The organism is Rhizobium sp. NXC14 (genome assembly GCF_002117485.1).
Taxonomy (GTDB): domain Bacteria; phylum Pseudomonadota; class Alphaproteobacteria; order Rhizobiales; family Rhizobiaceae; genus Rhizobium.
In genome coordinates, this window is sequence record NZ_CP021030.1 from 954,284 (window position 1) to 969,087 (window position 14,804).

Consider the following 14,804-nt stretch of genomic DNA (forward strand, 5'->3'; position numbering starts at 1 on the left):
CATCACAAAGAGCCAAAGCGCATTACAGGAATCAGATTTGATGCGACACGCTTCTGGCGCCGTCGCGATCGCTTCTTGACCGGATCGCCAGCCCGCCGCTAGATGGATGGCATGCAAGATACCGGCGAGTTCAACGATCGCGTCTCCGACGCACCTTCCGATAACTGGGTTTACCGGACCCTGCCGCCATGGCTCTGGCCTTATGCGCAGCTTGCACGCTGGGATCGCCCGATCGGCTGGGAGCTCTTGATGTGGCCGTGCTTCTGGTCGGCCACGCTCGCCTCCAATGCGGCGATCGGCCAAGGGCTTTATTCCGGCAGCCTGCTGATGTCCCACCTTTTCCTCTATTTTATCGGTGCCGTCGCCATGCGCGGCGCCGGCTGTACCTATAACGATCTCGTCGATCACGAGATTGACATGGAAGTGGCGCGCACCCGTTCGCGTCCGCTGCCCTCGGGCCGCGTCACCCGCGGACGCGCGAAGATCTTCATCGGCATTCAGGCGCTGGTCGGCCTCTTCGTGCTCTTGCAGTTCAACTGGTTCACCGTCTTTCTCGGCCTGCTTTCGCTCGGCATCGTGGCACTTTATCCCTATGCCAAGCGCTTCACCGACTGGCCGCAATTTTATCTCGGCCTTGCCTTTTCCTGGGGCGCGCTGATGGGCTGGGCCGGCATTCTGGGCGGCCTCTCCTTTGCCGCCATCCTGCTTTATGCCGCCTCCGTCGCCTGGACGATCGGTTACGACACCATCTATGCACATCAGGACAAGGAGGATGACGAGCTGATCGGCGTGCGCTCCACCGCGCGTCTCTTCGGCGATAAGACGAGGCAATGGCTGATCGGCCTTTATGGGCTGACGCTGGTGCTGATGTTTGCTGCCTTCGCGCTCGCCGGCGCCAATCTCATCGCCTTTCTGGCCTTGTTCGGCGCGGCCGGCATGTTCGCCTGGCAGATTATCCGCCTTGATATCAACGATCCCGCCCAATGCCTGGCGCTCTTCAAGTCGAACAACCGCGTCGGCCTGACCATATTCGCCGGGCTGTTCTTTTCGCTGCTCTTTGCCATTCCCTGAATGGAATGGTTCGTGAAACGATAAACCCGGCGCGAGGGCCGGGTTTCGCTTCTTCCAGATCTTCCTGCCGAGATGGCACAGTCGCGATTTCGGTCAGTTGCGGGCAATGATTTCCTTGCCTTCGATCTTCATGGCGACGCCCAGCTGCCCGGTGGTGCGACGCACGAGAAAGCGCGGACGGCGATTGGCGAAGTAGGAATGACGGCGACGCGGCTTGAGGTCACTGGTGCGCAGCGCCCCGATATGGTCCTCGAGCGGCCGGGCGACGCCATCTGCCTCGACCATCAGCATCGGAATGCGGAAGGCCTCCGACCAGCTGCGCCAGTCGGCGGCGATGTCGCTGAGATCATGGGCAACGAGCAGCGGAATGCAGAGCTCGGGATCGGCGTGGTGAAGTTCGAGCGTGACGGTGACCTCGCCGTCGCCATGGTCGATGGCGCGGGCGGCGACACCCTTGAAGACGCGCCTCGGCAGGGCAATCGAGAGCGGCAGACCGCTGGAGGGAAGGACTTTCCGCAGCACTGCGCCACGTTCGTCTATCGTGATGCTGACATCATCCGAACAATCATGGATGGCGTAGCTGATTTGCTGCGGGAAGCGGGACGGATCGAGACGCAGCGTCGTGCCAGCCCAAACGGGCTTCAAAACGGGATTGTTCATTTCATTCTACCCTTGTCTTACCTGAGAGCCGGTTTGCGGTCTTCTCCTCGGGACTTTTCGTCCTCTATGGCCGACAATAGGCGGCCCCCCTTCCGTACTGCTTAAAAATTGCGGTTAAGAAAACTTTGCCTCCCCTGATGGTTATCAAAACCGAATCCGGCAGGGTTTCCGGAAGGTGAACGGCTGGCTGACCTGAAATGGCGCAGTCGAAAGGTAAGTCTCGGGTAAGCTTTGCGTGGCAAAATGGGCTTACCAGCAGTTTGTCGTTCTTTTAGAGATTTTGCCGAAAAGGGCGCTTTTCATGATCACGGCCTCCCTCGCTTACACGATCCTGTCGAAGGACATGACGTCGAGCTTGAACAAGGTCGCCTCGCAGGCGACGGTCAAGAAGGATGCCCAGTATTACGCGGACAATATCAACAAGGTCAAAGACGTCGACGACTTTCTCGGCGATTACAAGCTCTACAGCTACGCCATGAAGGCCTATGGCCTTGAGGATATGACCTATGCCAAGGCCTTCATGAAGAAGGTGCTCGAAAGCGATCTAACGGACCCGAACAGCTACGCCAACAAGCTCTCCGATACGCGCTACCGTGAATTCGCGGCCGCCTTCAACTTCAATGCGCCCGAGAAGGACGTTCAGACCGACGCGCAGGAAGACGAGCTCATCGGCCTCTACAAGCAGTCCTTCGTCGATGCCGACAAGGCGGCGGCCACCGAGAGCACCTATTACAGCAACAATATCGACAGCGTGCAGACCGTCGACGACCTGGTCAACAACACCCGGCTGCGCACCTATGTGCTGAAGGCCTTCAAGATCGATCCCACCTATGCCTCGAAGGATTTCCTGCGGCAGGTGCTGACGAGCGATCTCAGCGACCCGACAAGTGTCGTGAACGCGCAGGGCGGCGACAAGTACAAGGCTCTTGCCGCCCAATTCAGCTTCAATGCCGACGGTACGGTCAACGGCAGCGCCCAGACCGCGACGCAGAAGGCGTCGATCATCGAGACCTATACGCTGAATAACCAGTCCGTCATCATCGACAATTCCGTCGGTTCCGATGTCGTCTATGTCAGCAAGACGGCGGCCGAATACAACCAGGCCTATTATACTGCCAAGATCGGCACGATCACCAATGTCGACGATCTCGTCGCCGACAGTCGTCTGACGTCCTATATCAAGACCGCCTACAGCATGGGCGCCGATTTCACCGCGCCGGCGCTGCGCATGGTGTTGACCGACCCCGGCTACGCCCAGCTGATGGGCTTCACCAATGTCTACAACGCCTTCAATTTCAAGGCCGACGGCACGACATCGACAACGGCGCGTGCACAGACGATCGCCCAGTCGAACAAGCTGAAGGACGCGGCGGCAAGCACCGCCAATTATTATAGCGTGACCTCGCGGTCGAGCAGCATCACCAATGTCGACGACCTGCTCGCCGACAGCGTTCTGGCACGCTATATCAAGGATGCCTACGGCCTCGGCAGCAGTTTCAGCAATGCCGAGCTGAAGAGCATTCTGACGGACTCGACCTATGCCGCCGCCCAGGGGCATGCCGATCTCAATGCCGACTTCAACTTCCAGGCTGACGGCTCGATCAACGGGTCGGTGATTCAGACCGACGCGCAGCGCAAGTCGACCACCGACAAATCGGCGGCGAACGCAACGCACTTCAACAGCATGATCGGCAATGTCACCAATGTCGACGACATCATGTCAGATCCCGTCGCCGTCAGCTATCTCAGAACCAGCATGCAGATCGCCGACAGCGTCTCCGACGCAACGCTGAGGAGCTTCCTCGTCGATCCCTCGGCGGCCAGCGCCCAGGGCTACAGCGACGTCCACGATCTGTTCAATTTCAAAACGGACGGCTCGGTCGCGACCCTCTATGCCACGCAGAGCGCGGCGCAAAGCGCCAGCACGGCAAGCAAGGCCGACGATGCCGCCGTCTATTACCAGGCAACCATCGCCGGCATCTCCAATGTCGACCAGCTGCTGGCCGACCGGCGGCTGAATAATTTCATCCGCAACGCTTACGGCATCCCCTCGACCGTCAGCGATGTCGATCTGCGCGCTATCCTGACCGATCAGAGCGGCACCGGCACCTATGCCGACGTCGCTGCCGCCTTCAACTTCAAGGCGGACGGTTCGCTCGAGGACGGCATGGCGGCACAGACGTCCGCCCAGATCACCAACACGAAAATTGCCGCCACGGCGCGCACGGACGACTATTCCGCCCGTATGGCGACGATCTCCAATGTCGATGATCTCATCGCCGATCCTGCAATCACCACCTTCCTGAAGAGCACCTACAATCTGCCGTTCGATATCACGGACGCCGATCTCAGGAGCATCCTGACTGATGCGACCGCCGCCGCCGCGGCCGGCTATTCCGACCTCAATGCCGATTTCAATTTTGCCGCCGACGGATCGCTTCCCGTCGTCAGCTCGATCCAGACCGCAGATCAGGCGCAGACCACCAACGACAACTACATGGCGCGCTATGACGACGAGCGCGACGAGGCGATCGAAGAAGTTGCCGACAATTACAAGAGCATGATGGCCGACAGCAGCAGCCTCTTGAACTTTTCCGACGTCAAGACCGTCAATGATTTCCTGCGCACCAATCGAACGGCCGATTTCACCAGGAGCAACGACAACCTGCCGGATCTCTATCATGTCGCGCTGCAGGCCTTCGGCTTGACCGATCAGGACGTGCCGCGCTCGATGATGCGCAAGATCCTGACGAGCGATGCCTACGATCCGGACGGCTATATCGCCTCGCTCAAGGACGAGCGAATTACCAATCTCGCCCGCGCCTTCAATTTCGGCCCCGACGGCAAGGCGGCCGCACCCCTCCAGGCGCTGCCCGACGCGACCATGGCCAAATACGCCACCGACTACAAGGCGCATGTGACCATGCTGCTGAAGGCCGGCCCGGTAAAGGACAAGGCATCGAAGGACGCAACCGCCGAGGTGGATTATTTCGCCAAGGGTATGGCGAAAGTGCAGTCGCTCGACGATTTCCTCGCTGACAGCCGCCTGACCGATCTGGTGTTGAAGGCGAACAACCTCGACCCGAAGGATTACGACAAGGCGACGCTGAAGAAGATCTTCACTTCCGATCCCGACGACAAGAAGAGCTACCTCAACACCAAGGCCGATGCGCGCTTCAAGGATATCGTCGCTGCCTTCAACTTCGACAAGGACGGCAATCTGACCCGTGCCAAGATCGGCGCCATCCAGAACAAGGCGGCCGAGGACAATACCCAGGAGCTCTACCTGCAGCAGACGCTGGAAACCCAGCAAGGCGAAAGCAACGACGGCGTCCGCCTGGCGCTCTATTTCAGCCGCAAAGCCTCCAGCATCACCTCAATCTATTCGCTCCTTGGCGACAAGGCGCTTTATCAGGTCATCACCACGGCTTACAGCCTGCCGTCACAGATATCGGGCATGGACGTCGCCAAACAGGCCGATCTCATTAATCGTTTCGTCAAGCTCGAGGACCTCCAGGATCCGAAGAAGGTGGACAAGCTGCTGCGGCGCTTCACCGCGATGTACGACGTCCAGAACAGCACCCAGCAGTCGCCGGCCCTGCAGATCCTGACCGGCGGCGGCACGCAGCAGGCGTAAGGTGGTTCGAGCAACGGGAAATTGCTCCGAGTTTCCCACGATCAGCAGGCTCAAGCCAAGACAGCCATTCGTACGGACGGCTGCTCCTCACCCTAACCCTCTCCCCGTAAACGGGGCGAGGGGACTTGCCCTGCGATGAGGTTGTCGGGAGACGGAGAGGCTGCGGCATATCCCCTTCGCCCCGCGTGCGGGGGTCCGAAGGGCGGGTCGAGACCCGTGGCTCGACCCCGGTCGGCGCCGGCAGGCGGATGAGGGGCAAACCTCATATTTCGAGACTGACCACCTTCCCAGGGTTCATGATACCAGCCGGATCGAAGGCGCGCTTGATGCGGCGCATCAGCTCGATTTCGATCGCCGGGCGGATTGCCGCCAGTTCGTCGCGCTTCAGCTGGCCGATGCCGTGTTCGGCCGAGATCGAGCCGCCATGGGCGAGCACCAGTCCATGCACGATGTGGTTCATTTCGCGCCAGCGTGCGATGAAGGCGGCCTTGTCGGCGCCGATAGGCTGGGAAATATTGTAGTGAATATTGCCGTCGCCCATATGGCCGAAGGCGCAGATGCGGGCGCCCGGCATGGCTGCCATGACGACTTTCTCCGCCTCGGCCATGAAATGCGGGATCTTCGACACCGGCACGGAGACGTCGTGCTTGATTGAACCGCCTTCCGGCTTCTGCGCGTCCGACATGCTCTCGCGCATGTGCCAGATCGCCTTCTGCTGGGCGACGGAGGCGGCGATCGCGGCGTCCTGCACCAGCCCGGTCTCGAAGCCCTGTTCCAGCACGCCGTTCATCATCCGCTCCGCCGTCTCGGCCGAATCCGAGGTCGAGATGTCGATCAGCACGTACCAGGGGTAGGCCGCATCCAGCGGATCGCGCACGCCGTCGATATGACGGGTGGTGATCTCGACGCCGAAGCGCGGCATCAGTTCGAAACCGGTGAGCGAGGTGCCGCAGAGGCTGGCGGCAAGGTTGAAAAGCGCAAGCGCATCTTCGACCGAATTGAGGCCGGCAAACGCCACCTGATGACCGAGCGGCTGAGGAAACAGCTTCAGCACCGCGCCGGTGATGATGCCGAGCGTGCCTTCGGCGCCGATGAAGAGATCGCGCAGGTCATAGCCGGTATTGTCCTTCTTCAGGCGGCGCAGGCCGTCCCAGATCTCGCCGGTCGGCAGCACCACTTCGAGGCCGAGGCAGAGCTGGCGCATATTGCCATAGGCAAGCACGGCCGTGCCGCCGGCATTGGTGGAGAGATTGCCGCCGATGCGGCAGGAGCCCTCCGAGCCGAGCGAGAGCGGAAACAGCCGCCCATTCGCTTCGGCCGCTTTCTGCACATCGGCCAGGATCGCGCCGCCATCGGCGACCAGCACGTTGGCCACCGGGTCGACGTCGCGGATCCTCGTCATGCGTTCGAGCGACAGGATGATGTCGGCCTGCCCCGTGCGCGGCGTCTGGCCACCGACGAGGCCGGTATTGCCGGTCTGCGGCACGATCGCCGTTTTGGTCTCGGTCGCAAGCTTCATGATCTCGGAGACCTCCTCGACCGAACCTGGCTTCAGCAGGAGAGGGGAGGAGCCATGGTAGAGCCCGCGATTTTCGATCAGGTGCGGCGCCAGATCGGCCTCGCCGCGCAGCGCATATTTTTCGCCGACGATTGCGGCGAAACGGTCGAGAAGATCGGCGGAAATTCCGGGACTGCTCATCGGGTCGATCCTCTTTCGCTTTCATCGGGTCTGTCAGTCACGCGGAGCGGCGGCTCTTTGCAGCCGGTCGTTGATGGCTTCGCCGAGCCCGTCGTCCGGGATCGGCGAAAAGGCGATGCTCGATACGCCGCTGGCATCGGCCCGCTTCATATAGTCGAAAAGATTGGCCGCCGCTTCCGCCAGGTCGCCGCGTGGGCTGAGATCGAGGACGACGCGTGCCGTGTGTGCGCCTTCGACCGCCGCACCGCCGAAGGCGATCAGCGCTTCGCCCGGTTCCACTTTGGTCGCATTGAGGCGCACGCTGGCGCCCGGCGCATAATGCGAGGCGAGCATGCCGGGCGCCTCGATTGCCGCCGATGCCTTTTTCGCGCGCAGCAGCGGCTGGCCCGCGACGCGCTCGATCTCGCGCGCCGCCAGTCCGCCGGGCCGAAGCAGCCGCAGCCGGCCGCCCTCCGCCTTGACGATGGTCGATTCGACCCCGACGGCGCTCGGACCGGCATCGAGGATCAATGGAATTCTCGCCCCGAGATCGGCTTCGACATGGGCAGCACTTGTGGCGCTGATGGCGCCTGACGTATTGGCGCTCGGCGCCGCGAGCGGCCGCCCGAAGGCACCGATCAGCGTGCCGGCAAAGCCCTTGGGCACACGCACGCCGACGCTGTCGAGACCGGCGGTCGCCAGAGCGTGGATCGGGCTTTCAGCCTTCAGCGGCAGCACCAGCGTCAGCGGGCCGGGCCAGAAGGCTTCGGCGAGCGCCCGCGATACCGGGTCGAACTCGGCATGGTGCTCGGCCATATCGAGATCGGCCATATGGCAGATCAGCGGGTTGAAACGCGGCCGTCCCTTGGTCTCGTAGATGCGGGTGATGGCTGCCGGATTGGTGGCGTCGGCCGCAAGGCCGTAGACGGTCTCCGTCGGCATGGCGACGGCAAAGCCTTGGGAAAGAGCGGCACAGGCCGCTTCGAGCGCCGCCTGCCTGTCTGCTCTGATATCGATAATGCGTGCCATATGCTGCCCGTCTCTGGTTCCGGCAGTCATTAGGCTTTCCGCCGCTTACGATCAATCGCCTTGTTCGCTCACAATTGGCGGATGATTTCGCGCAGCTGTTCGTTGCGGGCGCCGAGCAGCAGGATGTTGCGGATCGCTGCCTGCGGATCGTGGGTGCGAAAGAGCAGCCCGTTGCCGCGCACCGAGCGGTCGATCGTCATCTTTTCGGAGGACTCCTCGCCCGGCTTGATCGCGACGGCAAAATACATCCGCGAATAGCCGACGTCGATCCGTTCGAAGAAGTTGTCGTTGTCGCCGATTTCGGAATAGAAGTTGGCGATGTAGAAAGCCCAGCTGACCTCCTCGTAGCGGGCGAATTTCGTGCGCGCTGCGGTGACGTGGCAATAGCCGAGATGCGGGCTGTCCTCCAGCGTCCGGTGGAAGATCATCTTCGGAAACTGGATCGAGTGATGGAAGCCGTTGATGTGCTGATGCGTCTTCTCGCCGGCCGCCTGCAGCTTGCGGCCGGTCTTTGCGGCGACCTCGTCATGGGTGAGGTAGCGCCTTTCCTCGGCCAGCCAGTGGCGCCGGTCGCGGGGGATGCGGCCGGTGCGCAGGAATTCGGAATGGGCGGCGACCAGTGGCCGCTCCTGCGGCCGGATTACTTCTTTCGCGTCGAAATAGCGGAGTCTGGCCATGGTTTACATGCTTTGTCGGTCTGAGGTCGAAAGCAGGATAAGAGCGTATGCTTAACGCAGCATTAAGATGCGGCCGTCGCATCGGCCGGAAGCCGGCAATGTCGTAAATGCGACAATCGCCGATACCGGAGAGCCGCCTTCTTTGCCAATCCGGTCTTTACGCAATGTCGCAATTGACGATAATTGCCTGCAGAGTCGGAGATCGGGTCGACCGGGAAGGGCTGTTTTGAAGCCTCCGCGCTTCCTGTCGTCAATTTCGAAGCCGATGTCGCATTACAACCAAGCGGCGGGAATGCCAGGTGATTAAATGGCGCCATGAACAATTCTCCCGCAGGAGAAGGTTAGCAGGCGCGCTTCCATAGCCTTCCGCTGAAGGCGGCAGCCGGTGCACGAGGACATGAAGATGGATATTCGCAGCAACGTTTTACGTCAGCTCAAGAACCGCCGCGAGGGCTTCAGCCTCGAACAGCCGTTCTACACCGACGAGGATTATTTCAAACTCGACATGGAGATGATCTACTATCGCGACTGGCTGTTCATGGGCCATGATTGCGAGTTGCCGAAGCCGGGCGCCTATTTCACCGTCCAGATCGGCACCTATCCGGTCGTCATCGTCCGCGGCCGTGACAATGTCATCCGCGCCTTCCACAACAGCTGTCGTCATCGCGGCTCGCGAGTCTGCACCAAGGAGCACGGCTCTTCCGTGCGTCTCGTCTGCCCCTATCATCAGTGGACTTACGATCTCGACGGCAAACTTGCCTTTGCCCGTCACATGGGCGACGATTTCGACAAAACCGGCTTCAACCTGAAGCCCGTCCACTGCGAGAGCGTCGCAGGCTATATTTTCATCTGCCTTGCCGACGTCGCCCCCGATTTCAAGCCGGTGCGCGACACGATCGAGCCCTATATGGCGCCGCATCGGATCGGCGAGACCAAGGTGGCTTTCCAGAGCACGATCATCGAGAAGGGCAACTGGAAGCTCGTCTGGGAAAACAACCGCGAGTGCTACCACTGCGCCGCCAATCACCCGGAACTCTGCCGCACCTATCCGGAAGCGCCGAGCGTCACCGGCACAGACGGCGGCGCCGACGATCCGGAGATTGCAGGCCATTGGGCGCGCTGCGAGGCAGCCGGCCTGCCGAGCAAGTTCCAGATCTCGCCGGATGGCCAGTTCCGCACCGCCCGCATGCCGCTGATCGAGGATGCCGAAAGCTACACCATGTCGGGCAAGCCGGCCGTGCAGCGCCGGATCTCCGACGACATCTCGATCAATCGTATCGGCACGATGCTGCTCTTCCACTATCCGACGACGTGGAACCATCTGCTCGGCGACCACGCCATCTCCTTCCGGGTGCTGCCGCTCAGCGCCAACGAGACGGCGGTGACGACCAAGTGGCTCGTCCACAAGGACGCCGTGGAAGGCGTCGATTACAATCTCGAGGAGCTGACCCACGTCTGGACCGAGACCAACGACCAGGACCGCCGGATCGTCGAAGAGAATGCCTTCGGCATCCACTCGCCCGCCTATGAGCCCGGTCCCTATTCGGCCGTGCACGAGGGCGGCGTCATGCAGTTCCTCGAATGGTACTCGAACTTCATGGTGAACCGCCTGCAGGGTGAAACGGCGAAAATCTCCGCCGTCGCCTGAGCGCGCCGGTTGACCCCGCTTATCCAAAAGCGGCCCGTTCCGGCCGCTTTTGGAACCATTTTCTCCCGAAAGCGTTGCAAGACCAAGCGGTTATCGCTGCTGAATGGAGAGAAAGAAATGATCGGCCTGAGAAACAAAATTGCGACCGCGGTATTGGCCGCCGCCGTCGTGCTGACGGGCTTCGTGCCGTCGCAAGCAATACAGATGCCGGCCGCGCCGCAGGTTGAAAAAACCTCGGCTGTCGAGAACGTCCAATACTACCGCGATTATTATCGGCCTTACCGCCGCGACTACTACCGGCCCGGCTATCGCCCCGGCGCCTACTACCGCCCCGGCTGGTATGGCGGCTATCGCGGCTATTCCTACTACCGCCCCGGCTATCGCCGCTATAACGGCTACTGGTATCCGCTCGCCGCCTTCGGCGCCGGCGCGGTCATTGCTGCTCCGCGCTACGCCGCGCCCGCGCCGCACATGGGTTCGGCTCATGTCGCCTGGTGCGCGAACCGCTACCGGTCCTACCGCGCCTACGACAACACCTTCCAGCCTTATAACGGCCCGCGCCAGCAGTGCTATTCGCCTTATTGATAGGTCCCGAATGCTGCCCGTCACCCTTCCCCTTTCCTGCAAACGGAAGAGGGGAAGGGCCAAACATGGGGAGCGAAGTGTAGGGCCGTGGCACGAAGCAACGGCGCAACAACTCAGTGAACGACGGTGATCACCGGAATGCCTGCTTCCTTGGCGGCACGGATAAGCGCGTACCGTGCGTCCTCAGCAGGAAGGTCCCCGTGGATCGCATCCCGGCAAGCCTTCACCGCGGTCAGGTATTCTTCCCCGTCGTCGAGCGGCCAGCAAGCCGTGAGCATCTGGGCCGCCTCCCAAAGGCTCGCGACAAGCTTGTATTTTTCCGGCCCGTTCACAACGAGCATCAGCGGGCTGAATTCTCCAGGTGTGTGCCACTTCATGACATCAGGCCTCCCCACGGTGAACATATTAGTAACCGTGCAAGAACCGTTCCGCGCGAGGTGGTGGCATGAAGCAGCTGATCACGCGGGCACCGATCTCCGGGATTGCCCGCCATCGCCGAGGCCATAAACAGATGGACGAAGCGTCGCAATGCTGACAGTGGCCGCGTCCCGCATGATGCGATAGGCGCAACGCCGCGCCATCCGCTGCGTCGGCGGCGAATTGGCAAGAACGTTAACCTACTCTCGGCCTTGAGCTGCCTTGAGCAGAGGATCCATGTCCGGTGCTGGTGGAGGAGGCCTACATGAATCCTCGGGTCAGGCCAGGTCAAGCCCTGGGATGACGGAGCGTTGGGTGAGCTCTGTGGCAAGTACCGCGACGTTTGACGGAATAGGAGCGAGCTCGCACTCCGAGAGTCACGCCGAACCTTTCACCCTCAAAGAATATCCACCCGCCGCAGCAGCCACCAGGCGAAGACGATCGAGGCGATGATCAGGATGACGGCGTATCCCGTGCCGTAATCGCCGACGGCGAAGGGCAGGTTGGCGGTGTTCATGCCGAAGAAACCTGTCACCAGCGTCGGCGGCAGCAGGAAGGCCGTCATGATCGACAGCAGATAGAGGTGGCGGTTGGTCTCTGAGGATTGTTTCGAATCGATTTCTTCGTGCAGCAGCCGGGCCCGGTCCTGCAGGGCATAGACATCGTGGTCGACCGTTTCCAGCCGGCTCGTCAGCCGCCGGGCCACATCGTCGAAGCCGAAGGGCATTTCGTCCTCGTCGGCTGCCCCGGCGCGGCGCATCAGCGCCAGCACGGTGCGCAGATGCCGGTGCAGCCGCACCACGGTTCGCCGGACCGGCGCCAGCCGCCGGCGCTCGTCGCGCGGCGCATTGTCGTAGACGATATCCTCGATCTGGTTGAGTTCCTCGGTGAGTTCGATGACGATCGCGATCAGCGTCCGCTGGAATTCGATCACAAGCAGTTCGAAGAGATCGACCGGTCGCGAGAATTTGCCTGGATTCTTCTCGATCAGCGTGCGCGCCCGCTCGACGCTGCGCAGCGGCTGCAGCCTTGTGGTGATGATGAAGCGGTCGGACATGGCGAAATGCAGCCAGCCGAGATTGTTGATGTCCTGGTCGAAATCGCGCTGGCAATCGACGAGCGTGCCATAGAGCATCTGCTCGTCAACGGTCAGCGCCGCATGCGTGTCATGCGTCGTCAAGGCCGATCTCGCCTCCTCCGTCAGTCCGTCGAGCGTCTCGAGCAGGGCCGGCACACGGGCGTCGACGAGGTTGAGATGCAGCCAGTAGAAACAGTTCTCGGCGATCAGATCCGCTACCGTCGCGGTGTTGGTCAGCCGCACCGCCGTCTTTTCATCCGGCGAGAAACGATAGGCCCAGACGAAACCGGGTATGTTGACGGGCAATGTATCCATCGGTCGCCGATCCTTTGCGAGGGCGATATATTGTCTTCAGTTCTCCATGCCGTCCATGGGCGCCGCGGTGCAAGAAGAAAGCGCCATGCCGGTGGAATTATCGCATTGCGTCGTATGAATCAAAATTGACGTTTACGTAAAAATCAACTAGCCCTTGCCGGGGGGGCTTTGCATGAGGTGCAGGCACCCGACGGAGGAGAAAGCATGTACAAGGCGCCCGTTGAGGAAATCGCGTTCACATTGAAGCATGTAGCTGGCATGGGCGAGGCGATGTCGAAAGGTCTTTTTGACGATCTCGGCGAGGATCTCGTCGACGCAATCCTGGACGAGGCGGGACGTTTTGCCACAGAGGAGGTGGCGCCTCTCGCCGAGATCGGTGACCGCCAGGGCGCCCGCCTCGTCGATGGCGAGGTCCGGCTGCCGGATGGCTGGCGTGATCTCTACCGCAGCTGGATTGCAGGTGGCTGGAACGGCCTGACGGCGCCAGAGGCTTTCGGCGGCCAGGCCTTGCCTGACATGCTGAATGTCGCGGCTCTCGAAATGTGGAATTCCGGATCCATGGCCTTTGCGCTCGCTCCGACGCTGACCATGGGCGCCATCGAGGCGGTCAGCACCCATGGCAGCGCCGCGCTCAAGGAGAAATATCTGGCGAAGATGGTGTCGGGCGAGTGGACAGGCACCATGAACCTGACCGAGCCGCATGCCGGTTCCGATCTCGGCGTCCTGAAGGCCCGTGCCGAACGTAGGCCCGACGGCAGCTATCGCATATCGGGTCAGAAGATCTTCATCACCTGGGGCGAACACGACGCTGCCGACAACATCATCCATCTGGTGCTGGCGCGGCTGCCGGATGCACCGGCCGGCACGCGCGGCATCTCGCTCTTCCTGGTGCCGAAATTCCTGGTGAACGACGACGGCTCGCTTGGGCCCCGCAACGATCTCTTCTGCCACGCGCTGGAGCACAAGCTCGGCATTCATGGTTCGCCGACTTGCACGATGATCTATGGCGACGGCCGGTTCGGCGACGAAAAGGGGGCGATCGGCTGGCTGGTCGGCGAGGAGAACAAGGGGCTCGCCTGCATGTTCACGATGATGAACAATGCGCGCCTCGCCGTCGGCATGCAGGGCGTGGCGATCGCCGAGGCCGCCACCCAGAAGGCCCTTGCCTATGCCAGGGAGCGCACGCAGGGCAGGGCGCCAGGTTCGACCGGGCCCGGCATGAGCCCGATCGTCGACCATCCCGATGTCGCTCGCATGCTCCTGACCATGAGGGCGCTGACGCAAGGGGCGCGCGCCATCTCCTATGCCTGCGCCCATGCGATCGACATGTCGCGTCGGGCCGGCGACACCAGCCGCCACTGGAAGGAGCGCGCCGCGCTTCTGACGCCGATCGCCAAGTCGTTTTCGACCGATGCCGGCGTCGATGTCGCCTCGCTCGGCATTCAGGTGCATGGCGGCATGGGTTTCATCGAGGAGACGGGTGCGGCCCGTTATCTCCGCGACGCCCGCATTGCGCCGATCTATGAGGGCACCAACGGCATCCAGGCAATCGACCTCGTCACCCGCAAGCTGCCGCTCTCCGGCGGCGATCAGGTCATGGGCTTTATCGGCGAATTGAAGGCGATCGCCGAGGCTGTCGAGCGCTCCAATCTCGATGGTTTCGGCGAAACTGCCGCGAGACTCGCCGTCGCGATCGCCGATCTCGACGCGGCGACCGCCTGGCTTCTGGCAGTACTTGCCGATGACAAGGCCGCCGAGGCGCTTGCCGGCGCCACCCCCTATCAGCGCCTGTTCGGCCTCGTGCTCACCGGCTGTTACCTCGCCAAGGGGGCTCTGGCCGAAAGCGGCGACGGCAAGGGCGAGGGCCGTATCGCGCTCTGCCGCTTCGCCGCTGAAAACCTGCTCGCCGAGACCGCGGCCTTGCGCGACCGGGTGGTCAACGGCGCGGCAAGCCTTGCCGCCGCCCGCATTCTGCTTGCCTGACGAGACCCCATAAGTTCCGAGGAGAT

The 14,804-nt window shown here is 61.8% G+C and carries 11 protein-coding genes; 5 read left to right on the forward strand and 6 right to left on the reverse strand.

Annotation, left to right across the window (positions count from 1 at the left end; all coding sequences use genetic code 11):
- Positions 1 to 111 precede the first annotated feature (111 nt).
- Complete coding sequence (gene ubiA / locus NXC14_RS04650; RefSeq protein ID WP_085779975.1) at positions 112 to 1,071, forward strand: 4-hydroxybenzoate octaprenyltransferase; 960 nt, start codon at positions 112 to 114, stop codon at positions 1,069 to 1,071.
- A 93-nt stretch (positions 1,072 to 1,164) separates the two neighbouring features.
- Here ubiA and NXC14_RS04655 read toward each other — a convergent pair whose 3' ends face one another.
- Entirely contained in the window at positions 1,165 to 1,731 is a 567-nt protein-coding gene (locus NXC14_RS04655; protein ID WP_085777167.1) for a DUF6101 family protein, read from the reverse strand.
- Between the two features lie 301 nt (positions 1,732 to 2,032).
- Between NXC14_RS04655 and NXC14_RS04660 the strand changes: the two genes are divergently transcribed.
- The gene (locus NXC14_RS04660) at positions 2,033 to 5,368 is read left to right on the forward strand and encodes a DUF1217 domain-containing protein (RefSeq protein WP_085777168.1); all 3,336 of its coding nucleotides are present in this window, start codon (positions 2,033 to 2,035) and stop codon (positions 5,366 to 5,368) included.
- Between the two features lie 262 nt (positions 5,369 to 5,630).
- On the opposite strand, the gene NXC14_RS04665 is transcribed toward NXC14_RS04660, so the two are convergent.
- The 3 genes from NXC14_RS04665 to NXC14_RS04675 form a co-directional block, all read right to left on the reverse strand.
- Complete coding sequence (locus NXC14_RS04665) at positions 5,631 to 7,067, reverse strand: FAD-binding oxidoreductase (protein ID WP_085777169.1); 1,437 nt, start codon at positions 7,065 to 7,067, stop codon at positions 5,631 to 5,633.
- 33 nt (positions 7,068 to 7,100) lie between these two features.
- The gene (locus tag NXC14_RS04670) at positions 7,101 to 8,075 is read right to left on the reverse strand and encodes an L-threonylcarbamoyladenylate synthase (protein ID WP_085777170.1); all 975 of its coding nucleotides are present in this window, start codon (positions 8,073 to 8,075) and stop codon (positions 7,101 to 7,103) included.
- A gap of 68 nt (positions 8,076 to 8,143) precedes the next feature.
- Positions 8,144 to 8,752: a DUF6656 family protein gene (locus tag NXC14_RS04675; RefSeq protein WP_085777171.1), complete on the reverse strand. Its 609-nt coding sequence runs from the start codon at positions 8,750 to 8,752 to the stop codon at positions 8,144 to 8,146.
- A gap of 403 nt (positions 8,753 to 9,155) precedes the next feature.
- On the opposite strand from NXC14_RS04675, the gene NXC14_RS04680 reads away from it, so the two are divergent.
- Together NXC14_RS04680 and NXC14_RS04685 are read left to right on the forward strand one after the other, a co-directional pair.
- Positions 9,156 to 10,400, forward strand: coding sequence for an aromatic ring-hydroxylating dioxygenase subunit alpha (locus NXC14_RS04680; RefSeq protein WP_085779976.1), 1,245 nt, complete (start codon positions 9,156 to 9,158; stop codon positions 10,398 to 10,400).
- A gap of 117 nt (positions 10,401 to 10,517) precedes the next feature.
- The gene (locus NXC14_RS04685) at positions 10,518 to 10,985 is read left to right on the forward strand and encodes a BA14K family protein (RefSeq protein WP_085777172.1); all 468 of its coding nucleotides are present in this window, start codon (positions 10,518 to 10,520) and stop codon (positions 10,983 to 10,985) included.
- 113 nt (positions 10,986 to 11,098) lie between these two features.
- Here the strand turns inward: NXC14_RS04685 and NXC14_RS04690 are convergent, their stop codons facing one another.
- Positions 11,099 to 11,362 (reverse strand): DUF982 domain-containing protein, encoded by a 264-nt coding sequence (locus NXC14_RS04690; protein WP_085779977.1) that lies wholly within the window; start codon positions 11,360 to 11,362, stop codon positions 11,099 to 11,101.
- A gap of 437 nt (positions 11,363 to 11,799) precedes the next feature.
- Positions 11,800 to 12,795, reverse strand: coding sequence for a transporter (locus tag NXC14_RS04695; protein ID WP_085777173.1), 996 nt, complete (start codon positions 12,793 to 12,795; stop codon positions 11,800 to 11,802).
- Between the two features lie 204 nt (positions 12,796 to 12,999).
- Between NXC14_RS04695 and NXC14_RS04700 the strand changes: the two genes are divergently transcribed.
- Positions 13,000 to 14,778, forward strand: a complete 1,779-nt coding sequence (locus tag NXC14_RS04700; protein ID WP_085777174.1) for an acyl-CoA dehydrogenase — start codon at positions 13,000 to 13,002, stop codon at positions 14,776 to 14,778.
- The last annotated feature ends 26 nt before the right edge of the window (positions 14,779 to 14,804 follow it).

Bases quoted from the DNA above. Each gene is read 5' to 3' on its own strand.
- NXC14_RS04675 (WP_085777171.1), bottom strand. From the start codon at position 8,752: ATGGCCAGACTCCGCTATTTCGACGCGAAAGAAGTAATCCGGCCGCAG.
- NXC14_RS04690 (WP_085779977.1), bottom strand. From the start codon at position 11,362: ATGAAGTGGCACACACCTGGAGAATTCAGCCCGCTGATGCTCGTTGTG.
- NXC14_RS04665 (WP_085777169.1), bottom strand. From the start codon at position 7,067: ATGAGCAGTCCCGGAATTTCCGCCGATCTTCTCGACCGTTTCGCCGCA.
- NXC14_RS04695 (WP_085777173.1), bottom strand. From the start codon at position 12,795: ATGGATACATTGCCCGTCAACATACCCGGTTTCGTCTGGGCCTATCGT.
- NXC14_RS04700 (WP_085777174.1), top strand. From the start codon at position 13,000: ATGTACAAGGCGCCCGTTGAGGAAATCGCGTTCACATTGAAGCATGTA.
- NXC14_RS04670 (WP_085777170.1), bottom strand. From the start codon at position 8,075: ATGGCACGCATTATCGATATCAGAGCAGACAGGCAGGCGGCGCTCGAA.
- NXC14_RS04660 (WP_085777168.1), top strand. From the start codon at position 2,033: ATGATCACGGCCTCCCTCGCTTACACGATCCTGTCGAAGGACATGACG.
- NXC14_RS04655 (WP_085777167.1), bottom strand. From the start codon at position 1,731: ATGAACAATCCCGTTTTGAAGCCCGTTTGGGCTGGCACGACGCTGCGT.
- NXC14_RS04680 (WP_085779976.1), top strand. From the start codon at position 9,156: ATGGATATTCGCAGCAACGTTTTACGTCAGCTCAAGAACCGCCGCGAG.
- NXC14_RS04685 (WP_085777172.1), top strand. From the start codon at position 10,518: ATGATCGGCCTGAGAAACAAAATTGCGACCGCGGTATTGGCCGCCGCC.
- ubiA (WP_085779975.1), top strand. From the start codon at position 112: ATGCAAGATACCGGCGAGTTCAACGATCGCGTCTCCGACGCACCTTCC.